28 protein-coding genes and 2 pseudogenes are annotated in these 25,071 nt (G+C 72.8%); 20 read left to right on the top strand and 10 right to left on the bottom strand.

What is annotated here, in order from left to right:
• Positions 1–531: 531 nt before the first annotated feature.
• Complete coding sequence (pcrA, locus tag CLV72_RS13435) at positions 532–2,826, bottom strand: DNA helicase PcrA (protein ID WP_211302841.1); 2,295 nt, start codon at positions 2,824–2,826, stop codon at positions 532–534.
• Positions 2,827–2,876: 50 nt separating this feature from the next.
• On the bottom strand, positions 2,877–3,251 hold the full coding sequence (locus CLV72_RS32205) for a hypothetical protein (protein WP_170140941.1): 375 nt from the start codon (positions 3,249–3,251) through the stop codon (positions 2,877–2,879).
• A 153-nt stretch (positions 3,252–3,404) separates the two neighbouring features.
• Between CLV72_RS32205 and CLV72_RS13430 the strand changes: the two genes are divergently transcribed.
• The 4 genes from CLV72_RS13430 to CLV72_RS13415 all read left to right on the top strand — a co-directional run bounded on the left by CLV72_RS13430 (position 3,405) and on the right by CLV72_RS13415 (position 7,703).
• Positions 3,405–4,124, top strand: a complete 720-nt coding sequence (locus CLV72_RS13430) for a PIG-L deacetylase family protein (protein WP_106245329.1) — start codon at positions 3,405–3,407, stop codon at positions 4,122–4,124.
• 433 nt (positions 4,125–4,557) lie between these two features.
• A complete protein-coding gene (locus CLV72_RS13425; protein WP_106245326.1) occupies positions 4,558–5,514 on the top strand; it encodes a nucleoside hydrolase in 957 nt (318 codons plus the stop codon).
• A gap of 70 nt (positions 5,515–5,584) precedes the next feature.
• Positions 5,585–6,445, top strand: coding sequence for an SDR family NAD(P)-dependent oxidoreductase (locus CLV72_RS13420; protein ID WP_106245323.1), 861 nt, complete (start codon positions 5,585–5,587; stop codon positions 6,443–6,445).
• 217 nt (positions 6,446–6,662) lie between these two features.
• Entirely contained in the window at positions 6,663–7,703 is a 1,041-nt protein-coding gene (locus CLV72_RS13415; protein WP_170140966.1) for a DUF1707 and FHA domain-containing protein, read from the top strand.
• An 11-nt stretch (positions 7,704–7,714) separates the two neighbouring features.
• Here CLV72_RS13415 and CLV72_RS13410 read toward each other — a convergent pair whose 3' ends face one another.
• Positions 7,715–8,386, bottom strand: coding sequence for a response regulator (locus tag CLV72_RS13410; protein ID WP_106245522.1), 672 nt, complete (start codon positions 8,384–8,386; stop codon positions 7,715–7,717).
• A 71-nt stretch (positions 8,387–8,457) separates the two neighbouring features.
• Complete coding sequence (locus CLV72_RS13405) at positions 8,458–9,681, bottom strand: ATP-binding protein (protein WP_106245318.1); 1,224 nt, start codon at positions 9,679–9,681, stop codon at positions 8,458–8,460.
• Positions 9,682–9,886: 205 nt separating this feature from the next.
• Here CLV72_RS13405 and CLV72_RS13400 point away from each other — a divergent pair, with 205 nt between their 5' ends.
• The 6 genes from CLV72_RS13400 to CLV72_RS13375 all read left to right on the top strand — a co-directional run bounded on the left by CLV72_RS13400 (position 9,887) and on the right by CLV72_RS13375 (position 16,362).
• On the top strand, positions 9,887–11,257 hold the full coding sequence (locus CLV72_RS13400) for a PspC domain-containing protein (RefSeq protein ID WP_106245315.1): 1,371 nt from the start codon (positions 9,887–9,889) through the stop codon (positions 11,255–11,257).
• Positions 11,238–11,429, top strand: coding sequence for a hypothetical protein (locus CLV72_RS13395; RefSeq protein ID WP_106245312.1), 192 nt, complete (start codon positions 11,238–11,240; stop codon positions 11,427–11,429). Before CLV72_RS13400 ends, CLV72_RS13395 begins: the two co-directional genes overlap by 20 nt.
• Positions 11,430–11,643: 214 nt before the next feature.
• Positions 11,644–12,219, top strand: a complete 576-nt coding sequence (locus tag CLV72_RS13390; protein WP_106245519.1) for a (2Fe-2S)-binding protein — start codon at positions 11,644–11,646, stop codon at positions 12,217–12,219.
• The gene (locus tag CLV72_RS13385) at positions 12,216–14,600 is read left to right on the top strand and encodes a xanthine dehydrogenase family protein molybdopterin-binding subunit (RefSeq protein ID WP_106245310.1); all 2,385 of its coding nucleotides are present in this window, start codon (positions 12,216–12,218) and stop codon (positions 14,598–14,600) included. The genes CLV72_RS13390 and CLV72_RS13385 overlap by 4 nt, the downstream gene beginning before the upstream one ends.
• On the top strand, positions 14,597–15,454 hold the full coding sequence (locus CLV72_RS13380) for an FAD binding domain-containing protein (RefSeq protein WP_106245308.1): 858 nt from the start codon (positions 14,597–14,599) through the stop codon (positions 15,452–15,454). Before CLV72_RS13385 ends, CLV72_RS13380 begins: the two co-directional genes overlap by 4 nt.
• Positions 15,455–15,591: 137 nt before the next feature.
• Entirely contained in the window at positions 15,592–16,362 is a 771-nt protein-coding gene (locus CLV72_RS13375; RefSeq protein WP_106245306.1) for an SRPBCC family protein, read from the top strand.
• 16 nt (positions 16,363–16,378) lie between these two features.
• On the opposite strand, the gene CLV72_RS13370 is transcribed toward CLV72_RS13375, so the two are convergent.
• Entirely contained in the window at positions 16,379–17,608 is a 1,230-nt protein-coding gene (locus tag CLV72_RS13370) for an acyltransferase family protein (RefSeq protein WP_106245303.1), read from the bottom strand.
• Between the two features lie 361 nt (positions 17,609–17,969).
• On the opposite strand from CLV72_RS13370, the gene CLV72_RS13365 reads away from it, so the two are divergent.
• Together CLV72_RS13365 and CLV72_RS13360 are read left to right on the top strand one after the other, a co-directional pair.
• Entirely contained in the window at positions 17,970–18,551 is a 582-nt protein-coding gene (locus CLV72_RS13365; RefSeq protein WP_106245300.1) for a cysteine dioxygenase, read from the top strand.
• On the top strand, positions 18,548–18,970 hold the full coding sequence (locus CLV72_RS13360) for a rhodanese-like domain-containing protein (protein ID WP_106245298.1): 423 nt from the start codon (positions 18,548–18,550) through the stop codon (positions 18,968–18,970). Before CLV72_RS13365 ends, CLV72_RS13360 begins: the two co-directional genes overlap by 4 nt.
• A gap of 4 nt (positions 18,971–18,974) precedes the next feature.
• Here the strand turns inward: CLV72_RS13360 and CLV72_RS33910 are convergent, their stop codons facing one another.
• The 3 genes from CLV72_RS33910 to CLV72_RS33625 all read right to left on the bottom strand — a co-directional run bounded on the left by CLV72_RS33910 (position 18,975) and on the right by CLV72_RS33625 (position 20,169).
• Positions 18,975–19,352: a BldC family transcriptional regulator gene (locus CLV72_RS33910; RefSeq protein WP_425428065.1), complete on the bottom strand. Its 378-nt coding sequence runs from the start codon at positions 19,350–19,352 to the stop codon at positions 18,975–18,977.
• Positions 19,353–19,549: 197 nt separating this feature from the next.
• Positions 19,550–20,047 (bottom strand): ATP-binding protein, encoded by a 498-nt coding sequence (locus tag CLV72_RS13350; RefSeq protein ID WP_106245296.1) that lies wholly within the window; start codon positions 20,045–20,047, stop codon positions 19,550–19,552.
• Positions 20,044–20,169, bottom strand: coding sequence for a hypothetical protein (locus tag CLV72_RS33625; RefSeq protein WP_281262412.1), 126 nt, complete (start codon positions 20,167–20,169; stop codon positions 20,044–20,046). The genes CLV72_RS13350 and CLV72_RS33625 overlap by 4 nt, the downstream gene beginning before the upstream one ends.
• 348 nt (positions 20,170–20,517) lie before the next feature.
• Here CLV72_RS33625 and CLV72_RS33905 point away from each other — a divergent pair.
• The 8 genes and pseudogenes from CLV72_RS33905 to CLV72_RS13320 all read left to right on the top strand — a co-directional run.
• Positions 20,518–20,712, top strand: a pseudogene (locus tag CLV72_RS33905) (helix-turn-helix domain-containing protein); the annotation flags it as partial.
• A gap of 45 nt (positions 20,713–20,757) precedes the next feature.
• Positions 20,758–21,333 carry a DUF5753 domain-containing protein gene (locus CLV72_RS13345; RefSeq protein WP_245930145.1) on the top strand — a complete coding sequence of 192 codons (576 nt, stop codon included), beginning with the start codon at positions 20,758–20,760 and terminating at the stop codon, positions 21,331–21,333.
• Entirely contained in the window at positions 21,323–21,511 is a 189-nt protein-coding gene (locus CLV72_RS13340; RefSeq protein ID WP_106245291.1) for a DUF397 domain-containing protein, read from the top strand. Before CLV72_RS13345 ends, CLV72_RS13340 begins: the two co-directional genes overlap by 11 nt.
• A gap of 120 nt (positions 21,512–21,631) precedes the next feature.
• On the top strand, positions 21,632–21,814 hold the full coding sequence (locus tag CLV72_RS13335) for a DUF397 domain-containing protein (RefSeq protein ID WP_106245289.1): 183 nt from the start codon (positions 21,632–21,634) through the stop codon (positions 21,812–21,814).
• A gap of 337 nt (positions 21,815–22,151) precedes the next feature.
• Positions 22,152–22,862 (top strand): creatininase family protein, encoded by a 711-nt coding sequence (locus CLV72_RS13330; protein ID WP_106245287.1) that lies wholly within the window; start codon positions 22,152–22,154, stop codon positions 22,860–22,862.
• 108 nt (positions 22,863–22,970) lie between these two features.
• Positions 22,971–23,054, top strand: a pseudogene (locus tag CLV72_RS33900) (DUF397 domain-containing protein); the annotation flags it as partial.
• A gap of 159 nt (positions 23,055–23,213) precedes the next feature.
• Positions 23,214–23,396, top strand: a complete 183-nt coding sequence (locus tag CLV72_RS33215) for a DUF397 domain-containing protein (protein WP_245930143.1) — start codon at positions 23,214–23,216, stop codon at positions 23,394–23,396.
• A 23-nt stretch (positions 23,397–23,419) separates the two neighbouring features.
• Positions 23,420–23,608 (top strand): DUF397 domain-containing protein, encoded by a 189-nt coding sequence (locus tag CLV72_RS13320; protein ID WP_106245281.1) that lies wholly within the window; start codon positions 23,420–23,422, stop codon positions 23,606–23,608.
• A gap of 53 nt (positions 23,609–23,661) precedes the next feature.
• On the opposite strand, the gene CLV72_RS13315 is transcribed toward CLV72_RS13320, so the two are convergent.
• A complete protein-coding gene (locus CLV72_RS13315) occupies positions 23,662–24,168 on the bottom strand; it encodes a hypothetical protein (RefSeq protein ID WP_211302840.1) in 507 nt (168 codons plus the stop codon).
• A gap of 213 nt (positions 24,169–24,381) precedes the next feature.
• Positions 24,382–24,969, bottom strand: coding sequence for a TetR/AcrR family transcriptional regulator (locus CLV72_RS13310; protein WP_106245277.1), 588 nt, complete (start codon positions 24,967–24,969; stop codon positions 24,382–24,384).
• Positions 24,970–25,071 lie beyond the last annotated feature (102 nt).

Genomic DNA, 25,071 nt, shown 5'->3' with positions numbered 1-25,071 from the left:
TGCGGATCTTCTACACGAGGGTCAATACAAAAGCATCAACCAAAATGCACTGGCTTTTAGCACACTGTTGAGTTCTCAAAACACAACCACCACACCGGACTCCAGCCCCCGAACCGGGAACCTTCCTCCAGGGCAACCCTGCTAACTTACCCCCCATCCCCTCCGGCGTCAAACTCGACGCTTTCGGTTCGAGGCGGTGTCCCTACTCTACCGGCTGTTTCGAGTGGTGGTGACCACCCGATCCGCCTGCCTGGTAGGGCTTGTCGGTGCTCGTACCCGCCGGAGCGGGGATCGTTTCCGACTGCTTTTCGAGCCTAGCACCGGGCGGAGACCACTTGGTCCGGCCGTCCGGTGTGGACCGGATGCTCCCCGGAGGAGGTCCGGCGGACCGGCCCGTCTCCCTGGGAACGTTGATAACTCTAGCGCCGGGCCGGAGTGCTCATGACCATTCCCGGCAGATTCCGGCCGGATCCGACGGGTCCGCACGAGCCCGTGCGGATTCGGCCGCCATTCACCGTGCCGCCGCGCCCTTCAGAGCTTCTCGATCGGCGCGTACTTCACCAGGAAGTCCTTCTCACCGATGTCGGCGCCGAAGTCGATGCGCGCCTTGGTGCGGTCGCCGACTCCGTCGACGAGGGTGACCGTGCCCATCCCGAAACTGTCGTGGGTGACCTTGTCGCCCACCGAAAGGCTCGGCACCTCGCCGCCCCGCAGGCGCGGACCCGCCGACGGGCGTCCCAGCGACCTCGGCGCCGGGGCCTGCACCGGTTCGGCGCGCTCCCAGTGCACCAGCTCCGACGGCACCTCCTCCAGGAAGCGCGACGGGGGGTTGTAGGCCGGCTGCCCCCAGGCGCTGCGCATCGCGGCGCGGCTCAGGTACAACCGCTCGCGGGCCCGGGTGATTCCGACGTAGGCCAGCCGCCGCTCCTCCTCCAGTTCGGCGCGGTCGCCGAGGGTGCGCATGTGCGGGAAGACGCCGTCCTCCAGTCCGGTGAGGAAGACCACCGGGAACTCCAGGCCCTTCGCGCTGTGCAGGGTCATCAGGGTGATCACGCCGCCCCGGCCGTCGTCGTCGGGGATGGAGTCGGCGTCGGCGACCAGTGAGATCTGCTCCAGGAACTCGACCAGGCGCCCGACGGCGGAGTCGCCGCCCACCGGGGCGAGGTCGTCTTCGTCGCGCGTCTCGTCGGTCTCGCCGGCCGCCGCGCCCAGGGAGATCCAGCGGTCCTCGAACTCGCGTGCGACCTCCACGAACTCCTGGAGGTTCTCCACCCTGCTCTCGTCCTGGGGGTCGCGGGAGGCGGCCAGCTCGGCGAGGTAGCCGCTGCGGTCGAGTACCGCCTCGACCACCTCGGCCGGTGCGGAGCTGGGGACCAGCTCGCGCAGCTCGTCGATGAGCGCGACGAATCCGGCGATGGCGTTCAGCGAGCGGGTGGCGATGCCGGGCGCCTCGGCGGCGCGCCGCAGGCCGTCCATGAAGGTGATGCGCTCCCGGGCGGCGAACAGCTCCACGCACGCCTCGGCGCGGTCGCCGATGCCGCGCTTGGGGACGTTCAGCACCCGCCGCAGGCTGACGGTGTCGGCCGGGTTCGCCAGCACGCGCAGGTACGCGATCATGTCGCGGATCTCCTTGCGCTCGTAGAAGCGCACGCCGCCGACGACCTTGTAGGGCAGGCCGACCCGGATGAACACGTCCTCGAAGACGCGGGACTGCGCGTTGGTGCGGTAGAAGACCGCGACGTCGCCGGGCTCGCAGCTGCCTTCGTCGGTGAGGCGGTCGACCTCGCGGGCGACGAAGTCGGCCTCGTCGTGCTCGTTGTCGGAGACGTAGCCGGTGATGCGCACGCCGCCGCCCTGGTCGGACCAGAGGTTCTTGGCCCGGCGCTCGGTGTTGCGGGAGATCACGGCATTGGCGGCGGACAGGATCGTCTGGGTGGAGCGGTAGTTCTGCTCCAGCAGGATGGTGGTGGCCTGCGGGTAGTCGCGCTCGAACTCCAGGATGTTGCGGATCGTGGCGCCCCGGAAGGCGTAGATGGACTGGTCGGCGTCGCCGACGACGCACAGCTCGGCCGGCGGCACCCCGCCGGGGCCGCCGCGGCCGACCAGCTCCCGGACGAGTTCGTACTGGGCGTGGTTGGTGTCCTGGTACTCGTCGACGAGGACGTGCCGGAACCTGCGGTGGTAGTGCTCGGCCACGTCGGGATAGAGCTGGAGCAGGTTGACCGTCAGCATGATCAGGTCGTCGAAGTCCATCGCGCCGGCCTCGTGCAGCCTGCGCTGGTAGAGGGTGTACGCCTCCGACAGCCGCTTCTCCTGCTCCGTGCCGGCCCGCTCCGCGAAGCTGTCGTAGTCGATCAGCTCGTTCTTGAGGTTGGACACCTGGTGGGAGAAGCTCTTCGGCGGGTACCGCTTGGGGTCGAGGTCCAGTTCGCGGCAGACCAGGGCCATCAGCCGCTGGGAGTCGGTCTGGTCGTAGATGGAGAAGCCGCTCGGGTAGCCGAGCCGGCTCCCCTCGCGCCGCAGGATGCGCACGCAGGCGGAGTGGAAGGTCATCACCCACATCGAGGCGGCGGCGCGCGAGCCGGTCAGCGCCTCGACGCGCTCTTTCATCTCCCCCGCCGCCTTGTTCGTGAACGTGATCGCCAGGATCTCCCCAGGCCGCACACCGCGTTCGGCGATGAGGTGCGCGATGCGGTGGGTGAGCACGCGGGTCTTGCCGGAGCCCGCGCCCGCCACGATGAGCAGGGGGCCGCCGGAGTGCAGCACGGCCGCGCGCTGCTGGTCGTTCAGGCCGTCCAGGAGGGGGTGCGTTGGATGAGTCGCCACCCGAGCCAGCGTAGCCGGGCGCGGGGTCACCGGGCCGTGGGTCGGTCGCCTCAGGCGACGATCGGGGCGGCGGCCAGGCCGCCGGCCAGGGCGAGGCCGAGCGGGAGCAGGTAGCCGAGGCGGACGCCCGCCGCCTGGGCGCGGGGGGTGAAGGCGACGGCGGCGCGGGTGAGGATCCCGGCCGCGGTGCCGATCAGGGCGGCGACCGCGACCGTGCGGGCGTCGGGCCCGGCGCCGGTGGCCAGCAGCGCGGCCAGCGCGCCGACCACGGCGGCGCCGAAGCAGCCGGGCACGAAGCCGGGGCCGAGGAGCTGGGAGGTGCCGGTGTAGCGGCCCGAGCGCAGCAGCAGGGCGAGCCGGACGGCGGCGAAGGCCGCCCAGGCCAGTACGGCCGTGACGCAGGCGATGATCACGACGTCGAACACGTGACGGGCTCCTGAACTCCTCGCGGGCGGCGCGGGCGGCGTCGGCCGGGTACGCACCCCATGTGACCACGCCGTCCGCCGCCGGGCGCGGTGGGGGCGTATCCGTGCCGCCCCGGCCCGCATCGTACCGGGGCCGGCGGATAGGCTCCGGCAATGCTTCCTGACGCCGAAGTGGAACGTGTGCTGGTCATCGCGGCCCACCCCGACGACGCCGACTTCGCCTCGGCGGGCACGGTCGCGCGCTGGACGCGGGAGGGGATCGCGGTCACCTACCTGCTGGTCACCGACGGCGACGCGGGCGGTTTCGACCCCGACGTGCCCCGTGCGGACATCCCCGGCATCCGCCGGGCCGAGCAGACCGCGGCCGCGGCGCAGGCGGGCGTCACCGACCTGCGCTTCCTGGGCTACCGGGACGGCACCGTCGAACCGACGATCGGGCTGCGCAGGGACCTCGCCCGGGTGATCCGCCAGGTGCGGCCCGACAGGGTGCTGACCCACAGCCCGGACCGCAACTACGCGTTCATCGCGCCGAGCCACCCCGACCACCGGGCCGTCGGCGCGGCCGCGATCGACGCCGTCTACCCCGACGCCCGCAACCCCTTCGCCCATCCGGAACTGCTCGCCGAGGAGGGGCTGGCGGAGTGGACGGTGCGGGAGATGTGGCTCAGCGGGGGCCCGGAGGCGAACCACGCCTCCGACGTGACCGACACCCTGCCCGCGAAGCTCGCGGCACTGCGCGCGCACCAGAGCCAGATGACCGATCCCGACGGCCTCACCGCCATGATCACCGAGTACCTGGCCGCGAACGCCCGCGACCACGGCCTCCCCGAGGGCCGCTACGCGGAGCTGTTCCAGGTGATCAGCACGGCTTGAGCGGCGGCGGCGCATCTGTGCGGGCGGCCCGGGCCGCGCCGCCCGCAACCGCGCGGCGGCCTCCGGGTGCGCCGGTGGCCGGGAGCCTTCGGTCGGGCACAGCCCTCGGCGCGCTCCCCGCCCGGTCGCGCAAGCCTTGTCCACCACCCTGTGGACAAGATCCCGGCCGCCCGGCCCGCTGTCCACAGATCCCGGCCGCCCGCTCCATCGCGGCCGGGGAGCGCGGAAGAATGGAAATCGGGGGGCCCCACCCGACGGCCCGCGCCTTCCGCGCCCGAAGTGCCCCCTCGCGCAGCCGCGCGGGCACGCCGTGCCCGCCTCCGCACGGGCAGACCACCCGCGCTCTGGGCGCCCTTCCGGCGGCCCGGCGTACCCGCCCGCTCGCTGGTAGCGTTCCCCGGGGCCGATCGGGGCGACGGACGTGGGGGTTGCGATGCGGATCATCCTGGACACCGACCCGGGCATCGACGACGCGGTGGCGGTGTTCTACCTGGCCGCGCAGCCGGGGGTGGAGATCGCGGCCGTGGGCACCGTGCACGGCAACGCCACCGCCGAGATCGCCACCCGCAACGCCCTGGGCCTGATGGAGTTCGTCGGCCGATCGGAGGTGCCGGTGGCGCACGGCGCCGCGCTGCCGCTCGCGCAGCCGCTGCACGTGTCGGACTACGTGCACGGCGGCAACGGCATGGGCGACATCGAGGTGCCGTGGGCGCTGGAGCCGCCGGTGGGCGCGCCGGTGCGCGGCGCCGTCGACGTCTCGGCCGCCGAGCAGATGGTGCGGCTGGCCCGCGCGGAGCCGGGGGCCTACGATCTGCTGGCGCTGGGGCCGCTCACCAATGTGGCGCTCGCCCTCCAGCTGGAGCCGCGGCTGCCCGCGCTGCTGCGGCGGGTGGTGGTCATGGGCGGGGCGATCAGCGTGCCCGGCAACATCAGCCCCTACGGCGAGGCGAACGTCTGGCACGACCCCGAGGCCGCCGACCTGGTGCTGGCGGCGGGCTTCGACCTCACCCTCGTGCCGCTGGACGCCACCCTGCGCGCGATCGCCGAGCACCCGTGGCTCCAGGAGCTGGCCGGGCTGCCGGGCGACCGGGCCCGGCTCACGTCGCGGTTCCTTGAGTACTACGTCGACTTCTACACCGGTCTGCTCGGCCGCCGCGGCTGCGCCATGCACGATCCGCTCGCGGCGGCCGTGCTGCTGCGCCCGGAGCTGGCGACCACCGTGGAAACGCAGGTGCGGGTGGAGCTGCGCGGCGGCTACACCCGGGGCATGACAGTCGCCGACCTGCGCTCCGACCCCGGCACCTCCATCACGGCGCCGCCGGTGAAGGTCGTCACCCACACCGACGTACCGTGGTTCCTGGACCGGCTGATGACGGCACTGCGCGGCTGAGCCGCACGGATGCGCTCCCCGTGCGCCGGGCAGTGGCCCGGCCGCACGGTCCGCGACGAGGGGAGCCCCGATGCCCGCACCAGCCGGGCGCAGGTCGGCGCTGGTGACCGGCGCGTCCAGCGGGATCGGCCGGATCACCGCGCTGGTGCTGGCCCGCCGCGGCTGGTACGTGTACGCGGCGGTGCGCCGCGCCGAGGACGCCCGCGCGCTGGACGCGGCCCTGGGCGCACGCGGCCGCGCGGTCCGGCTGGACCTCGCCGACGGCGCGGCCGTGGCGGCCGTCGCCGCGGAGCTCGCGGCGGCCGGGCCGCTGCACGCGCTGGTGAGCGTGGCGGGCGTGGCGGTTCCGGCGCCGCTGGAGTACGCCGATCCCGCGGACCTGCGCCGCCAGCTCGAGGTGAACGCGGTCGGGCCGCTGGCCCTGGCGGCGGCGCTGCTGCCCGCGCTGCGGGCGGGGCGCGGCCGGATCGTGCTGGTGGGTTCGGTGGCCGGCCGGCTCGCGCTGCCGGTCGCGGGCCCGTACTCCGCGAGCAAGGCGGCGCTGGCCGCCCTCGCCGACGCGCTGCGCGCCGAGCTGTCCGGCACGGGCGTCGCCGTCTCGCTGGTCGAGCCGGGCGTGGTGGACACCGGCATCTGGACGTCGTGGCGGACGGCCGCCGCCGCGCTGTCGGCCCGGCTGCCCGCCGAGGCCCGGCGCCGGTACGGCCGGGCGCTGCGGGCGCGCCGCCCCCGCCTGCCCGGGCCGGAACCGGCCCTGCGCCCCACCGCCGTGGTGCGGGTCGTGCTGGACGCCCTCGCGGCGCCCCGCCCCCGGGCCCGCTACCTGGTCGGCGCGGACGCCCGGCTGGCCGCCGCCGCGTCCCTCCTCCCGGCCGGGGCCAGGACCCGCCTCGCCCGCGCCCTGTCGTGGCTGGGCGCCGGAACGCTGTGAAGTGCTGGCCGCCCCGCAACCCCTACAGGCACGGGAATCCTGTGACCGCCGCCCCGACCCGCTGTGACGCGCCGCGGCGGCGTGCAGGGAACGGATGACACGCCGTCTATCGTCGTAGGGGCATGGTGACGGAGGAGCGGTTCAGGGGCGGCGGATGCCGTGATCGCTTGACGACATTTCTGGACACCCGGGGCCGCGAGCAATGACAATTCATCCCATGGGGACACCGGTGCCGCACGACGAGGGGATCTACCGCCCGTCCGATCGGGAGCGCGACTACATCGTCGACCTGCTCCGAGAGCACTGTGTCCAGGGCCGTCTGTCGCAGGCGGACTTCGTCGAGCGGATGGAGGCGGCGCTGACGGCGCAGAGCCGCCGCGAGCTGGGCGAGCTGATCCGCGATCTGCCGCCGCTGCGCCCGGGCGGGCGGGCGGTGCCGCCGCACGCCACCCAGCTGCGCCCGCCCCCGTACCGGATGGGCCCCTCGGGGCCGCCGTTCGGGCCGCCCGGCATGGTCAGACAGCGCCATCCGCACGCGCCGCGCCCCATCCCGCAGCTGATGCTGCCGCGCCCCGGCACCCGCGACGTCATCAAGATCGGCCGTTCGCCCGGCAGCGACCTCACCCTCCTGGACGGGAAGGTGTCGCGGCGCCACGCCGAGCTGCGCTACGAGGACGACCAGTGGATGCTGATCGATCTCGGGTCGATGAACGGCACCCACATCAACGGCCAGCGGCTGATCCACTCCGCGCCGGTGCAGCCGGGCGACTACGTCACCTTCGGCGGGATGACCTTCGTGCTGGTGCCGCCGCGCTACGGCCCGCAGCAGGCGCCGCCCCGGCTGAGCGCGGCCCCCGAGCCGCCGGAGGCGGCCGCCGAGGCGGTCGAGGCGGCTCCTGAGCGCACCGCGATGCTGCGTCCGCCCGCACCCGAGGCGGCGGCACCAGAGGAAGCCGCGCCCGCGGCAGCGGCCCCCGAGCCCCCCGCTCCGGCGGCCGAGGGCCCCGGCTCCACCCGTGCCCTGCGCCCTGACGCCCCTCCGGCCGAAGGCCCCGGCTCCACGCGCGCATTGCGGCCCGACGACTTGCGGCCCGACGACGTCCCGGCCGAAGGCCCCGGCTCCACCCGAGCCCTGCGCCCCGACGACCCTCCGCCCGACGACCCCGCGGACTCCAACACCCCCGTCTTCGGCACGCTCGTGTGGGCGCCGGACGAGGAGCGGCTGCGCGGCGAGCCCGGCGGCGGCGCCCCGGGCTGAGGCCCGGAAGCTCAGACCAGGCGGCGGGCGGTGGCCCAGCGCGACAGCTCGTGCCGGTTGGACAGCTGGAGTTTGCGCAGCACCGAGGAGACGTGGGTCTCGACCGTCTTGATCGAGATGAACAGCTCCTTGGCGATCTCCTTGTAGGCGTAGCCGCGGGCGATCAGCCGCAGCACCTCGCGCTCGCGCTGGGTGAGGCGGTCGAGGTCGGGGTCGACGGGCGGGGCGTCGGTGGCGGCGAAGGCGTCCAGCACGAAGCCGGCCAGCCGGGGGGAGAACACGGCGTCGCCGTCGGCGACGCGGGCGATCGCGTCGGTGAGTTCGGCGCCGGAGATGGTCTTGGTGACGTAGCCGCGGGCGCCGCCGCGCACCACCCCGATGACGTCCTCGGCGGAGTCGGAGACCGACAGCGCGAGGAAGCGGACGTCGGGCTGCTGGGTGAGGACCCTGCGCAGCACCTCGATGCCGCCGCCGCCCGGCAGGTGGACGTCGAGCAGTACGAGGTCGGGGCGGAGTTCGCGGATGGCGGCGACGGCGCTGTCGACGTCGCCGGCCTCGCCGACCACTTCGACGCTGTCGCCCAGCTCTCCCCGCACCCCGCTGCGGAACAACCGGTGATCGTCGACGATCACCACGCGTATCGTCACGGTGCTGCCCCGTTTCTCGTCTGGCTGCTTGCGCAGCCGACGATACAGCGTCGGCCGGCCCGGACCGTGTCCGATGCCGGTCGCGGCGCGGCCGGGGCGCCCGGGCGCTACTCGGGCTCCTCCTCGCGGGTGCGCGCGATCCTCAGCTGCACCTCGGTGCCCTCGCCGGGTTCGGTCCTGATCCGGGCGGTGCCGCCGTGCCGCTCCATCCGGCCGATGATCGACTGCCGTACGCCCATGCGGTCGCCGGGGACGGCGTCGAGGTCGAAGCCGCGGCCGCGGTCGCGGACGAAGACCATGAACTCCTCCGGCTCGACCTCGGCGTAGACGGAGACGTTGGGGGTGCCCGAGTACTTGGCGGCGTTCACCATGGCCTCCCTGGCGGCCTGGAGGACGGCGCGGGTGCTGGGGTCGATGGGGCAGTCGCCGACGCACACCACCTCGATGGCGACGCCGTGCGCCTCCTCGACCTCGCCGGCCAGCCGCTCCAGTGCGGGCGCGACGGTGGTCTCGGCGTCGGCGGGCCGCTGGTAGAGCCAGGCGCGCAGGCTGCGTTCCTGGACGCGGGCCAGCTTCTGCACCTCCTTGGGGTCGTCGGCATTGCGCTGGATGAGCGTGAGGGTGTGCAGGACGGAGTCGTGGATGTGCGCGGCCAGCTCCTCGCGCTCCTGGGAGCGGACGCGCTCTTGGCGCTCGCGGTCGCGCTCGCGGACCAGCTTGATCACCCATGGCGCAGCGATGACGCCGACGCCGACCAGGATGGCGAGGGTGGCGGAGAGCCCTTCCCTGGCGTCGCTGAGTTCCTGGCGGAAGGCGAGGAAGCCGGTGACGCCGACCATCACCAGGCCGACGCCGACCACGCTGCGCACCCAGGTCTGCCGGACCCGGAAGTTGGTGGAGGCGACCCAGCGGCCGCGCACGTCGGCGTCGGTCTGCTGCCAGAGGATGCCGGTGCCCAGGGCGCCGAAGACGATCAGCCACAGGGCGGGGTCGAAGCCGGGGGTGACCAGCATCGACAGCACCATGAACCCGGCGGCGACCAGGCCGTAGGCGAGCAGCTGGCCCCGGTCGCGGGTGGGGGCGGCGGTGGCGCCGGAGCGGCCGCCGGCCGTGTCGGTGTCGGGCGGGGCGGCGGGGGCGGGCGGCATGAAGAAGACGAGCGCGACGTAGGCGGCGACGCCCAGGCCGCCGACGCTCAGCCCGATGACGGCCAGCCGTATGATCACGGGGTCGAGGCCGAGGTGGGCGGCGATCCCCGCGCACACTCCGCTGACCAGCCGGCCGTCGTGCGGCCGGTGGGCGCGCGGTAGCTCCTCCTGCGTGGTCACCACGTGAGTGATCGTGGCACGCCGGGGCGCCGGGGCGCATCAGGGCCCGCCCCGGTTCCGCGCACGGGTGCGCCGCGGCCCTCGTCAGGGGGGACTCAGGGGCAACCCTGATGGCCGCGCGGTCCGCGGCGCGCGACCATGGGACGGTGGGCGGCCGTCCGGCGGCGAGCCGACGAGCAGGCCACACACCGAGGAGGTGCGGCGACCGGTGGGTACCGAGGAGGCGGCGGCCATGGCCGGCGAGCGGGGGCGCCGGCTGCGGCGTTTCGACGGCCGCGCCGTGCTCACCGGCACCTGCGCCGGGATCGGCCGCTACACCGGGATCGACCCGCTGCTGATCCGGGTGGCCTTCGCGCTGCTGGGGCTGGCGATCGGCGCCGGGGTGGTGCTGTACGTGGCCGCGTGGCTGATGCTGCCGGGCGACCGGGGCGGCCCGGCCCCCGCCGAGCAGGTGCTGCGCCGCCGCCTGGACGACGACGTGGTGATGATGCTGCTCGGCGTCGGCATGGTGGTCTTCGGGCTGCTGTCGATGGCGCCGGTGGGCTGGAGCACGCTGCTGATCGCGACGGTGCTGACGCTCGCGGTGCTGGTGGCGCGGAGCAGGGGCGTTGACCTGGTGCAGCGGCTGCGCGGGCTGCCGCGGCGGCTGCGCGCGGCGAGCCCGGCGCCCGCCCCGCCGCCGCCCGCGACCACCCCGAAGCCGTCCTACTACGACCCGGCGCAGCGCCAGACGGTGTCCGCGCAGGGCGGCCCGATCGACCTGGGCGCCTTCGAGCCGGGCGCGACCGTGCCGGGTGCGACCGCGCCCGGGTACGCGCCGGGCGCCACCGTGCCGGACATCCCGCGGAAGGCGGCCGCCGACGACGAGTGGGAGGACGTGCACAGCGCGGTGCCGCCGTACGCGCCGCCGCGGCTCCCGCGCCCGGTGCGCACCGCGCGGGTGGCGCGGCGCGAGCGGGGGGCGCCGCTGGGCATGGTCGCGTTCAGCCTGGTGCTGATCGAGGCGGCGGTGGGGGCGGTGCTGGCCGCCTCGGTGGCGCCGCCGGCGGGGCTGCCGTGGTTCACGGTCACGGTCGGCGGGATGGTCATGACGATCGGCGCGCTCGCGGTGGTGGCGACCTGGGTGGGCAACGGCCGGGGGCTGATCCCGCTGGGCGCGATGGCCTCGCTGGTGCTGCTGTTCGGCAGTATGGATCCGAGTATCGCCTGGCTGAGCGACGTCACCTGGCGGCCGCGGTCGGCGGCCGAGGTCCAGCCGGTCTACACGCTGCAGGCGGGGGCGGGAGAGCTGGACCTGTCGGCGCTGCCGCTGGAGCCGGAGCAGCGGGTGGCGGTCGGCGCCGACGTCGATTTCGGGCTGCTGGAGGTGCTGGTGCCGCAGGGCGCGGACGTGGAGGTGCGCACCGCGCTGAGCTACGGCGCCGCGTCGATCGGCGGCGACGACCACGTCGGCGCCGATCTCGACGTGCGGCGGACGCTGGCCGCGGAGCCGGCCGACGACGCGGCGCCGGTGATCGTGCTGGATCTGCACAGCACCGTGGGCGTGGTGGAGGTGTCGCGTGTCGCGCCGTCGCCCTGACTACGGTTCGCTGCTGGCCGGGCTGCTCTTCCTCGGCCTGGGCGTCGCCGTGCTGCTGCAGAACCGGGGCACGGTCCAGGTCGAGCCGCTGTGGCTGGTGGTGGCGCTGCTGATCGGCCTGGGCGCGGCCGGGCTGGCGCGTGCGATGAGCTGGCGGCCCAAGGACGACTGAGCGCCGCGCCGGGCCGCGCGGCCCCCCGGTCCCGGCCCGCCGCACCCCGGAAGATCGCCGCCGGGGTCTGGTTGCGGGCGTGTTACGGAGTTACCTTGCCCGCAGGGGCTCGGCCGATGTCCGTAGATTCCCGAAGCGTCCCTACCCGCGGCCACCGGCCCCGCCCCGCACCTCGGTGCGCCCCTGCCAGCGACAGGAGAGGGAGGTGGGGCGGGTGCCCCGCGTTCACACGACCATCGACGGCGTCGTCTACCAGGATGAGGTCGAACCCCGACTGCTGCTGATCCACTACCTGCGCGACCGCCTGGGCAAGGTGGGCACGCCCATCGGCTGCGACACCTCCAACTGCGGCGCCTGCACGGTGCACGTCGACGGGCTCTCGGTGAAGAGCTGCTCGATGCTGGCGGTGCAGGCGGACGGCTGCGCGATCACCACCATCGAGGGCCTGGCGCCGGACGGCGGCCACCCGGTGCAGCGCGCCTTCGCCGACTGCCACGCCCTCCAGTGCGGCTACTGCACCCCCGGCATGGTGATGGCCGCCGTCGACCTGCTGAGAGAGAACCCCGACCCGAGCGAGGCGGAGATCCGCGAGGGCCTGGAGGGCAACCTGTGCCGGTGCACCGGCTACGTCAACATCGTGCGCGCGGTGCGGGCCGCCGCCGAGGAGATGGGCGCGCCGGGCGCCCGGATCCACCCGGCGCCGGAGGCGGCCGTGCTGCCGGGCGGGGTGCCCGGCGCGGAGTCGGCGGCGCACGCGTCCGCCCCGGCCGGAGGGGGGACCGGGCGATGACGGCCACCCCGGACGCGGCCGAGCGGGTGCCCGAGATCGGCCGGGCGCGCAGGCGCAAGGAGGACGCCCGGCTGCTGACCGGCCGGACCCGGTGGACCGACAACCTGGATCCGGCGGGCGTGCTGCACGTCGCCTTCGTGCGCAGCCCGCTGGCGCACGGCGCGATCAGGAGCGTCGACGTGTCGGGGGCGCTGGCGCGGCCGGGGGTGGTGGCGGCCTTCAGCGGCGCCGACCTCGCCGCCGAGCAGGGTTCGCTGCCGTGCGCGTGGCCGGTGACCGCCGACATCGTGCTGCCCGACCACCCGCCGATGGCGGTGGAGGAGGTGCGCTACGTGGGCGAGGCGGTCGCCTGCGTGGTGGCGCGGGACCGCTACGCGGCGGCCGACGCGCTTGAGGCGGTGGAGGTGGACTACGAGCCGCTGCCCGCCGTGGTGGACATGGCGGCGGCACTGGCCGAGGGCGCGCCGCTGGTCCACGCGGACAAGGGCACCAACCGCAGCTTCGTGTGGCCCTTCGAGTCGGGCGACATCGCGGCGGCCGTCGACGGCGCCGAGGTGGTGCTGCGCCGCCGCTACCGGCAGCAGCGGCTGATCCCGGCGGCGATGGAGCCCAGGGCGGTGGTCTGCGCGCCCGAGGGCGAGGGCTTCACGCTGTGGTCGTCCACCCAGGTGCCGCACATCCTGCGGGTGATGCTGGCCATGGTGACCGGGATCCCCGAGCACCTGATCCGGGTGGTCGCCCCCGACGTGGGCGGCGGGTTCGGCTCCAAGCTCCAGGTCACGGCGGAGGAGGTGCTGGCGCTGCTGCTGGCGCGGCGGCTGGACCGGCCGGTGAAGTGGACGGAGTCGCGCACCGAGGGCTTCCAGACCACCCACCACGGCCGCGACCAGGTCCAGGACGTCACCATCGCGGCCGACCGCGACGGGCGGCTGCGCGGCCTCAAGGTGGACCTGCTGGCCGATATGGGCGCCTACCTGATGCTGATCACCCCGGGGATCCCGATCCTGGGCGCCTTCATGTTCCCGGGCATCTACAAGATGGACGCCTACGCCTTCAGCTGCACCGGGGTGTTCACCACCAAGGTGCCCACGGACGCCTACCGGGGGGCGGGCCGCCCCGAGGCGACCTTCGCGATCGAGCGGATCATGGACGAGCTGGCGGCGGAGCTGGGCATGGACCCGCTGGAGCTGCGGCGGCGCAACTGGATCCGGCACGAGGAGTTCCCCTACACGGGGGTCGGCGGGCTCACCTACGACTCCGGCGACTACGAGCGGGCCACCGCGCGGGCCGTGGAGCTGTTCGGCTACGAAGAGCTGCGCGCGGAGCAGGCGCGGCGCCGCGAGGCGGGCGACCCGGTGCAGCTGGGCATCGGGATCTCCACCTACACCGAGATGTGCGGGCTGGCCCCGTCAAGGGTGCTCGGGGAGCTGTCGTATGCGGCGGGCGGCTGGGAGCACGCGTCGGTGCGGATGCTGCCTACGGGCAAGGTGGAGGTGGTGACGGGCTCCACCCCGCACGGCCAGGGCCATGCCACGGCGTGGAGCCAGATCGTCGCCGACCGGCTGGGGGTGCCCTTCGAGGACGTGCGGGTGCTGTCGGGCGACACCCAGGTGGGGCCCAGGGGCATGGACACCTACGGTTCGCGTTCGCTGGTGGTCGGCGGCACGGCGGTGGTGCGCGCCTGCGAGCGGGTGGTGGACAAGGCCAGGCGGCTGGCCGCCCACCTGCTGGAGGCGGATGTGGGCGATGTGGAGTTCACCGATGGCGCCTTCGCGGTGCGCGGCACGCCCGAGCCGTCAGTCGGCATCCAGGCGGTGGCGCTGGCCGCGTTCGCCGCGCACGACCTGCCCGAGGGGGTGGAGCCCTCGCTGGACTCCGACGCCGCCTTCGACCCGGACAACTTTTCCTTCCCGCACGGCACCCACCTGTGCGCGGTGGAGGTGGACACCGAGACGGGCCGGGTGTCGGTCCGCTCCTATGTCGCCGTGGACGACGTGGGGAAGGTGGTGAACCCGCTGATCGTGGAGGGGCAGGTGCACGGCGGGCTGGCGCAGGGCATCGCGCAGGCGCTGTACGAGGAGGCGGTGCACGACGCCGAGGGCAACCTGCTCACCTCCACGATGGCCGACTACCTGCTGCCGTCCTCGGCGGACCTGCCGGACTTCGTGACGGACCGGACCGAGACCCCGGCCACCGGCAACCCGCTGGGCGCCAAGGGCGTCGGCGAGGCGGGCACGATCGCGTCGACCCCGGCCGTGGTGAACGCGGTGGTGGACGCGCTGCGCCCCTACGGGGTGGCGGATGTGGAGATGCCGTGCAAGCCCGAGCGGGTCTGGCGGGCGCTGTGGGACGCGGCCGCCCGGAACGGAGGTGCCCGATGATCCCCGCGCCCTTCGACTACGTCCGGCCCGACAGCCTGGCCGGGGCGGTGGCGGCGCTGGCCGAGGCCGGCGAGGACGCCAAGGTGCTGGCGGGCGGGCAGAGCCTGCTGCCGCTGCTGCGGATGCGGCTGGCCTATCCGGAGGTCCTGGTGGACCTGGGCGGGATCGCCGAGCTGCGCGGGGTGCGCGACGACGGCGACTTCCTGTGGATCGGCGCGGCCACCACCCACTACGAGGTGCTGCACAGCTCGCTGGTGCGCGAGCACTGCGCCCTGCTGGCGCGGGCGACCGCGACGGTGGCCGATCCGGCGGTGCGGCACCGGGGCACGATCGGCGGCTCGCTGGCGCACGCGGATCCGGCGGGCGACCTGCCGGCCGTGGCGCTGGTGCTGGACGCGCGGATGGCCGTGTCCGGGCCGGACGGGGTGCGCGAGCTGGCGGCGGCGGACTTCTTCGTCGACTACCTGACCACCGCCATGGACGACGGCGAGGTGCTGACCGGGCTGCGGGTGCCCAAGGTGTGGGCGGGCTGGGGCTTCCACTACGAGAAGTTCGCCCGCACGGCGCAGTCGTGGGCGGTCGTGGGGGTCGCCGCGGCGGTGCGCGAGCGGGACGGGGCCGTCGCGGAGGCGCGGATCGGACTCACGAATATGGGCGCCGTGCCGGTGCGGGCGCGGGCGGCGGAGTCGGCGGCGGCCGGCGCCGGGCTCGCGGCCGGGCCGCTGCGCGCCGCGGCCGAGCAGGCCGACGCGGAGGCGGCCCCGCCGAGTGACCTGCACGCCCAGGCCGACTACCGTCGTCATCTGGCGCGGGTGCTCACCGGGCGGGCGCTGGCGGCGGCCGCGTCCGGCTGAGGGGTGCCGCGGGCCGGGCTCTCGGGCCCGGCCCGTTCCCGCGCCCTGGGATGCGGTGCGCGTAAGGGTAGGTCGGCAAAACTGGGTACCTGTTCGGGAGCGCCGGGCAAGTGCACGAACGGAGGCGTCGGGTCGCGATGAGCACTCAGCTGGAGAACGAATTCACCGTTCCGGTCCCGATCGAGCGGGCGTGGCCGGTGCTCGTCGACGTGGAGCAGGTGGCGCCGTGCATGCCCGGGGCCACCCTGGACTCCGTGGACGACGGCGAGTTCAGCGGGCGGATCAAGGTGAAGGTCGGCCCGATCACCGTCACCTACAAGGGCTCGGCCCGCTTCGTGGAGCGCAACCAGGACACCGGCACGGTGGTGATCGAGGGCAGTGGCAAGGAGGCGCGCGGCTCCGGCACCGCGAAGGCGACGGTGCGGGCGGTGCTGTACGGCGAGGGTGCCTCCACCCGGGTGCGGGTGGCCACCACCCTGAACGTGACCGGGCGGGTGGCGCAGTTCGGCCGGGGTGTGATGGCCGACGTCAGCGCCAAACTGGCCGACCGCTTCGCCGCGAACCTGGCCGAGCGGCTAACGGGGGCCCGTCCGTCGGGCGCCACGGCGGCCGGGGCCGAGGCCCCGGCCGCCGCTTCGGCGGCCGCGGTGCCGGGCACCGCGCCCGGGGCGGGCGCGATCGGCTCCGACCAGGTGTCGGAGCCCTCGCCGAGCGCGGCCGAGCCGGGCCCCCGCACCGGCGCGGACGCCCCGGCGGGCGGCCTGTACGAGCCGCCGCGCCCGGAGGACACCATCGACGTGTTCGACCTGGCGGGCGGGCCGGTGGTGAAGCGGGTGGTGCCCGCGGTGCTCGGGGCGCTGGTGCTGCTCTGGCTGATCCGCTTCATCGTGAAGCGGCGCCGGGGCTGAGCTTGGCGCCCGAAGTTCACAGCACCCGCTTCGCGTAGGGCAGGGCGCGCACTCCGTAGGCCAGCCCCCAGCACAGCGGGACGGAGAGCAGGGCCAGGGCGGCGAACTTCACCAGGCCGGGCAGCTCGGCGGCGCTGAGCGCGAAGCCGAGCGCGACCATCACCAGCGGGTGGGTGATGTAGACGGTGTAGGCGTGGTCGGCCAGGAAGTCGCCGAAGCGCCCGCGTCGGTTGAAGCGCGCCTTCATCAGCACCAGCAGCGCGATGGTGATCCCGACGGCGTAGACCGACTCCCAGGTCGCGACCACGAGTGATTCCCAGGTGCCGTGGCCGAAGCCGCGGCCCTCCGCGAAGCCGAGCGTGACCGGGCGGAGCACCAGCCCGGCGGCGAGCGCCGCCGCGAGGCCCACCCATCCGGCGCGGGCGGTCAGCCCTCGCGTCCAGTCGCGCCGGTAGGCGTAGACGCCGACGACGAACAGGGCGGTGTACTGCGGCAGGAAGGATGGGCTGGGCAGCGCCACGAACGGCAGGTAGGAGCCGGTCGGGACCAGGATCCGCCACAGGTAGGTGACGGCGATCAGGCCCGCGGTGAACACGGCGACGTCGATCGGGCCGGGCACCCGGTGGCTCGCGGCCGGTCTGGCCTCGGACACCGCGCCGGTCGTGCGGCGCCGGGCGGTGAAGCGGCGCACCAGCAGGTAGCCGAGGGAGAAGACCAGCAGCAGCTCAGCGAACCACAGCGGGCCCGGGTCCCAGGTGAACAGGTAGTACATCCAGTAGGGCAGCTCCGGCAGCCCGGCCTCGGCGGCGTATCCGGCGAAGGTGTCGTAGCCGTGGAAGTTGACCAGCGGGCGGAGCAGCAGCAGGAAGAACAGCACCGGGATGCCCAGGCGGACCAGCCGGTCGCGCCAGAAGCGGCGGCCGCCCTTGCGGTCGGCGGCGCCGGGCACGAAGAACCCGGCGACCAGGAAGAACGCGCCCATGAAGAAGGACTGGGTGTAGCCCATCAGCATGAGCATCACCGGGCCGCTGCCGTCGGCGGGGACCTCGGTGTAGTACCAGACCGGCAGGCCGGAGTAGGTGAGCGCGGCGTGGTGCGCGATCACCAGCACGGTGAGCAGGACGCGCAGCTTGTCGAGGTAGTGCAGCCGGGGCGGCGCCGCCTCGGGGGTGGTCGGCGCGGGTGCGGGTGGGTGGCCGGTGCGCGGGTGTGGGTGCGGGTGCGGGTGCGGGTGCGGGTCGATCATCGGTTCTCCCTCGTGCTCCGGACGGGCCGCGCGGTCGGCGCGGACAGGTCCGTCCGGCGAAATGTGATATCACTTTGCTATGGATGTGGCATCACGTCAAGCGCGGTTCGGACGGCGGCGGACGGCGGGCGACCGAGGCGCGGGAGGGACTGCCGGGCGGCGGACTGCACGGCACGCGCGGGACCCGCGAGAAAGCCGACTATTCCCATAGAGAATGTGGTTTACTCTGGATCATGTGCGCAGTCGTCCGCGATCAACGCGTAGCCGCGGGCTGGGCGCCCCGGCGCGAGGACGTGTTCGACCAGTGGTGTCGCCGGTGCGGTCCCCAGCCCACCGACCAGAACCACCGGAAAGGCACGCCATGTCCGTCATCGACCCCGCCCGCACCGCCGCGCACCCCGGCGTCCCCGCGCTGAGCGGCCCGACGCCGTTCCGGCTGGACGAACTCGTCGCCCTCACCCGCGCCGTCGCCGCCGACGTGCGGGCCGGGCGGCACCCCTACCGGATCGATCCGGTGAACCGGTGGTCGCGCCGGATCGCCGCGGACGGCTACGTCGACGTCTGGCTCATCACCTGGACGCGCGAGCAGTCCACCGAGCTGCACGACCACGCCGGTTCGCTCGGCGCGCTGACCGTGGTCGCGGGCACCCTGACCGAGCGGCACTGGGTCGGCGGCGACGGCGCGCTGCGCGACCAGCCGCACCCGGAGGGCGGCTCGGTGGGCTTCCCGGTCGGGCATGTCCACGATGTGGTGAACGAGGGGGCGGCCCCGGCGGTCAGCGTGCACGCGTACTCGCCGCCACTGACCGCGATGTCGTACTACCGGATCGACGGGCGCGGCGCCCTGCACCGCACCCGCAGCATCCTCACCGACCACCCCGAGCCGGGTGCGGTCGGAGCGCCGCCGACTCCGGCCGCGCTCCGGTACGGTGACCTGCTGTGAGCATCTACCGGCGGACCGACGACGAACCCTCGGGGGCGGGCGTGGACGCGCTGCTCGCCCGCGCCCGCGAGGGGCTGCGCCGAGTCACCCCGGTGGAGGCCGCCGCCGAGCGCGACGCCGGGGCGATGCTGGTCGACATCCGCCCCGAGGTCAACCGCGAGGGCGAGGGGCTGATCCCGGGCGCGCTCGTCATCGACCGCAATGTGCTGGAGTGGCGGCTGGACCCCACCGGCAGGCACCGGCTGCCGGTGGCCGGCGACCCCGAGCGGCGGATCATCGTCTTCTGCAACGAGGGCTACGCCTCGTCGCTGGCCGCCGCCTCGCTGCGCGAGATCGGGCTGTCCCGGGCCACCGACCTGATCGGCGGCTACCGCGCCTGGCGCGAATCCGGGCTGCCCACGGTGCGCGCGGGCGGGTAGCCGGTCAGGGGTGGTCGTCGTCCGGCGGCTCGTCGGTGGTCTGTTCTTTGAGGAGTTGGCGGACGTCGTCGGCGGTGTAGCGGCGGTGTCCGCCCAGGGTGCGGATGTAGGTGAGCTTGCCCTGGCGGGCCCAGCTGGACACGGTCTTGGGATGCACCCGAAACAGGTGGGCCACTTCCTGGGCGGTCATGAGTTCGGGTAGGGCGCCCTGGAGTTCTTCGGGGAGTGGGAGGTGCTCCGGTAGGCGGCTGGGGTCGAACCAGTAGTGGCCGCTGACGAAAACGGCGTACACCTCGTCGGCGTCGGCCAACTCCTTCAACGCTTGGGGGGTGCGGCCCGACAACCGGGCGGCCTCGCCCAGCGGGACCATGGACGCGGGCATACGGGGGTGTCCTCCGATGTCAGGAGCGGTCGGGTGATGTCCGGTGCAGTCGAGTGCTGTCGGGTCGTGTCGGGCAGTGTCGGGTGCTGTCGGGTGGTGGTCCCGGCCGTGAGGGGAGCCTCCCCCATCGAGCCGCACCGCCCCCGCTTGGGGTAGGACGGGGGCGGGCGGCCGCTCGACCCCCACGGCCGGGACGATCAGGGGATGATGTCGGTGTAGCGGTAGACCGGGAAGGCGGGGTCGTAGCCGCGCCAGACCAGTTCGAAGTAGACGGTGGTGCCGGTGGGTTCGCAGTGGTAGCCGTGCGAGGTGGAGAGTCCGGCCACGATGCGCAGGCCCCGACCGGTCTCGGCCTGGTCGTCGTCGGGGTGGGTCACCTTGGGCAGGTAGCCGTCAGGGGAGCCCTCGTCGCGCACGGCGATGCGCACCCGGTCGTCGCGGCGCTGCACTTCGACGGAGAACGTCCCGCCGGTGCGGCAGCTGCCGGTGTGCCGGACCGCGTTGGTCACCAGCTCCGAAGCCAGCAGGACGGCTAGATCCGCCACGTCGGTGGGAACGGCGGCGACTCCCGCGTGCTTTTCGAGTTCGCCGTACACCCAGGTCCGCGCGGTGTGCACCGAGTCGAGGTCGCCAGGCAGCTCACATGTCGAGACCATCGGCGCCCGCAGCGCCAGTTCCGCCTGCGCCGCGATCATCGGGCCACCCCCGCCCCGGCCAGCTGCGCGCGCTCGTGGGCGATCAGGTAGGGACGGACCATCGCGGGACGGCCCTGGGGGACGTAGTGGTCGAGCGGGAGCCATTCGGTCGTCTCACCCACACGCGCCCGCCCGACGACGGGCGGCCACACGCGGGTGCGGGTCGGCACCTGACGCTCGGCGCTCCGCAGGTGTCGGCCGCGACTGCGGGTCGATGCGCCGAAAGCCCACCCATGTCGTGCGAGTCGACGGATAAAGTCCATCTGTCACCACTCCTCTAGTGCGTTTGGTGGCCATACCCCCGGACGGCCCTGCGCGCTGTCGCGGGGGTTCGACCGTTAAGAGCAAGCGTGCGCTTCCGCCCGGAGCAAAAGGAAGGGGAAAAAGCTAACGCGAGAACTAGCGAAAATTCCTGTAGAATTTTCGAAAGATCACTAGAAAACCCTGCTCAAGCCTGATTTCATGGCTTCATGAGCGAGATATCAGTCTCAGATGCCCGATTTGGCCGAGCGCTCGCCATTGCAAGGCGAGCGGCAGGAATGACCCAGATTGCCCTAGGAAGGGCGATTTCGAAGAGCGATAGCCATATTTCCAATGTGGAGCGCGGTGAACGGCCTATGGCCCCTCACGACGTCCGACTCTCCGACCGGATACTCAAGGCCAAGGGTCGCTTAGTACGGCTACATCGCGAGCTGTACGAGGACGGAGGTGTGGACTGGCTGGACACACTGACCGACCTGCAAGCCGAGGCAGAGATGGTTCGGGAGTGGCACCCGACCTTGGTCCCAGGGCTGCTCCAGTCTCGAAGCTATGCGCAGGCCATCGTGGCGGCGGGTTCGTCATGGCTCACTCCGGAGGACGTGGACGACTTCGTCGCCGCCCGGATGGCCCGAGCCGCCCGGATTCTTGGGGCACAGACGCCGGGCTACCACGTGGTGCTGGACGACACCATCGTGTTGCGGGACATCGGCCCGGCCGAGGTCATGGCCGAGCAGATCAGGACTCTCATCCAGATCGCGGAGTCCAGCCGTGTCATGATCCAGCTCTACCCCTTCGGCCTGTGGCCGCACCCAGGCCTGGACGGACCCTTCTCGGTCCTCTCCTCAGCCTCCGCCCCCGATGTCGCACATGTCGAGACCGTCTATCGTGGACAGACATCCGACGAACCCGGTCGGGTTCGGCAGTTCATGACGACGTTCAGCCTGCTGCAAGCGAGTGCCCGCAGCCCTCGCGAGTCGGTGCAATTCTTGAAGTCCCGCCTCAAGGAGTATGAGCATGGCAACTGAGATGGGTAACTGGCACAAGTCCAGCTACAGCGCAGGGTCGCAGAACTGCGTGGAGGTCCGCGAGCACGCTGACCGCGCCGACGTCCGCGACACCAAGAACCGCCAGGCCGGGCACATCACCGTCAGCGCCCCCGAATGGAACGCCTTCCTCCAGGCCATCCGCGACAACACGCTGTAGCACCCGCCCCCACCCGACCCCCGGCCACGGCCGGGGGTCGCGCCAGCACGGCCGCCGCAAGGCGTTGACCCCAACCCCATCCCGTCGTTTGCTCAAAGCAGTCGAACAGGGAGCACCGCGATGACCGAACCCACCTGGCACAAGTCCAGCCACAGCACCGGTTCCGGCAACTGCGTCGAGGTCCGCCAGCACACCGACCGCGCCGACATCCGCGACACCAAGAACCGCCAGGCCGGGCACATCACCGTCAGCGCCCCCGAATGGAACGCCTTCCTCCAGGCCATCCGCGACAACACGCTGTAGCACCCGCCCCCACCCGACCCCCGGCCACGGCCGTGGAGATCTTCGAAGTCAGCCGCTCTCGTTGGTCCGACCCCAACCAGGTCCGGGACCGAGCCCTGTGCCTTTCCCGGCTAGCCACGGCTTATGCCGTGGCCGATGCGCCCGAGCAAGCACGTGGAGCGGCCGAAGAAGCCCTGGCCTTGGCCTTGCCCCTAGGCTCGGGACGCGTGGTCGGCCAGCTCGCAACGCTGCACCGACGATTGGATACCTGGTCCGGCGACCCTGCCATGGCAGACTTGCGGACGAGGCTGGATCAGTTGATCGCCTCGTTCCGGCGGCTGCCTCAGGAGGAGTTTCGTTGAACCATCTGCTCACCACGGCGACCTCGGGCGATGAGCAGCGGCGTGCGGCGCGCTTGGCCGTCTTGCCTGTGGGCAGTTTCGAGCAGCACGGCGACCACCTCCCGCTGACCACCGACACCCTGATCGCCTGCGCCATCGCCCGGGAGATCGCCGACACCTACCCGGTCCTGCTGCTGCCGCCGATCACGGTCTCCTGCTCCCATGAGCACGCCGCCTGGGCGGGCACCGTCAGCATCTCCGCCCCCACCCTCTACGCGGTCGTCAACGACATCTACGCCTCGGTCACCGCCGCGGGACCCACCGCTCTGGCCGTCGTCAACGGCCACGGCGGAAACTACGTCCTGGGCAACGCGGTCCAAGAAGCCAACGCCCAAGGGCGGCACATGGCGCTCTACCCCGCCAAGGAGGACTGGGAAGAAGCCAGAACCGCCGCACACCTGACCTCGTCCACGCACGAGGACATGCACGCCGGAGAACTCGAAACCTCCATCCTCCTGCACACCCACCCCGACCTCGTCCGCCCCGGCAACGACACCGCCGACCACACCGCCCACGACCGCCGCCACCTACCCACCACCGGGCTGCACCACTACACCAAGACCGGCGTCATCGGCCGCCCATCCCAAGGGACAGCCGAAAAAGGAAAAATCATCCTCGACTCGCTCACCCGCAACTTCGCCAAGGTCGCGCAGCTCCTGAGCACCTGACACGGACAGCTCCATAACGACTTCCAAACCGTGTACACGGGCGGTATCGAATCGACTCCGTGCCGGTCCCGTCGTCTGATCGAGGTAGTCCAACGAGGAGGCACGGCGATGTCCGAACCCAGGTGGCACACGAGCAGCTACAGCGGCGCATCGGGAAGCTGCGTGGAGGTCCGCGAGCACCCCGACCGCCCCGGCAAAGCAGCACGATTCCGCCACATGAACAGCGACGTGGTGAACCGACGACATGCGTGCGATCGCCAGAGCCATGTTGTCGAGCGCGTCCACCGCGAAGCGTTGACCCCAGCCCCATCCCGTCGTTTGCTCAAAGCAGTCGAACGAGGAGGCACAGCGATGTCCGAACTCCGCTGGCACAAGTCCAGCCACAGCTCAGCTTCCGGCAACTGCGTCGAAGTCCGCCAGCACGCCGACCGCGCCGACGTGCGCGACACCAAGAACCGCCACGCCGGATACATCACCTTCGACAAGACCGCATGGTCGGCCTTCCTACAGGCCATCAAGAGCGACACCCTCTAGCCCCTGCCGCAAGGAGCACGAGCATGGCATCCGAGGCCGACAACTGGCACAAGTCCAGCTACAGCGACGGCGGAGCCAACTGCGTCGAGGTCCGCCAGCACACCGACCGCGCCGACATCCGCGACACCAAGAACCGCCAGGCCGGGCACATCACCGTCAGCGCCCCCGAATGGAACGCCTTCCTCCAGGCCATCCGCGACAACACGCTGTAGCACCCGCCTCCACCGACCCCCGGCCTCAGCCGGGGGCCGCGCCATGCCCGTGGTCACGGACCAGGTGGCGCAACCCTGGCCGTCCCGTACGACTTCACGCTTCCGGCGGTCGCCGCCGCGATCGCCGTCAGCGCGCCGAAGATGACCGACAGCGCAACGGCGGCGTCGTCGCCCTCGCCGAAGCTGAAGACGAACCTTAGCTGCTCAACGAAGGGTGTGCCCCGCAGCAGCGGCGCCACAAAGATCGTCGCCACGATGTAGAGCATGCACAGCGCGCACAGCGTCCACGCGCCGGGAATCCTGCGTGCGAAGGTGAACCCCGCCGCCACCAGCAGCAACGCGGCGCCGACGATCCCGCCGACCGCGTTCTCCAGCACCACGCCGGACAATCCGATCGCCCTGCCGACGTAGACGACGTTGTAGAGCGCGAACCACACGAGTGCGGCGGCGGTGAGCAGCGCCAGGACTCCGGCGGTCACCGCGGCCGCGGCGTTCGCCCTCGGCCTGGCCGCCGCCGACGGGCTCGGCCCGCCGTCCCACGGCGCGGGCCCGCCCGCCATCGGCGGCCGACTGTACTGGGGCACCCCGGGCTGCGGTGGATCCGGCTGCATCCGCACTCCTCGCGTTTCGGCGACTCGAACCCGCCGCCCGTCATGGTCCGCGAGCATCGTAGCGACCGGTCTCAAGCGGTGGCCGGTGGTGACGGCATGTGGCCGAGCACGGCACCGGCGCGAACAGGGCTCGGCGCGAACGGCCCGCTCGCGCCTGTCGGCTCAGTCGCCGGCCGGGTCCGGCAGGAGCTGAGCCGCGAGGGATCGTGCCGTGGCGCTCAGCGCGGCCGCGTCCATCCCGGTCCGGCTCATGAACAAGAGCCCTTGCTGCGCGGCCAGGAGGGCCCGCGCCGTTTCGATCGGATCCGCTCCGGCCGGCAGGTCGCCTTCGCGCTGGGCGCGGGCGACGCAGTCACCGATCAGCGCGGTGGACGTCTCGTAGGTGCGGTGGGCGTGGGCGAGGACGTCCGGATCGGCGTTGCCGAGTTCGCAGGTGCTGTTCGCCATCAGGCAGCCGCGCCGCGTGGTGGCGCCGGTCGGTGCCTCAAGGAGCGCGCGGAGTGCGTCCAGCGCCCTTGGAGTCTCGGCGAGGGCTCTCCGAAGATGGCCATGACTGTCGTCGGTGTAGCCGCGCAGCACCCGGAGGAACAGCCGGCGCTTGTCACCGAAGGCCGCGTACAGGCTGCCTTTGCCCAGCCCGCTGACCCGCATCAGGTCTTCCAGCGAGGTGGCGGCGTAACCGGCGTCCCAGAACTGGTCGCGGACGGCGGTCAGCACCTGCTTCTCATCGAACGATCGCGGACGTGCCATGCGAACCAGGATACGAATTCTTGACCGTTCGGTCCACTACGCGTCATAGTGGACCGAACGGTCAACAACTCCGTGGCCGGTCGTACCTGGGAAAGCGGGAAG

The sequence above is a fragment of the Allonocardiopsis opalescens genome, from assembly GCF_003002095.1.
Classification (GTDB): Bacteria; Actinomycetota; Actinomycetes; order Streptosporangiales; family Streptosporangiaceae; genus Allonocardiopsis; species Allonocardiopsis opalescens.
Note: the sequence above shows the minus strand (reverse complement) of the source record. Positions and strands in the feature narration are given on the sequence as shown.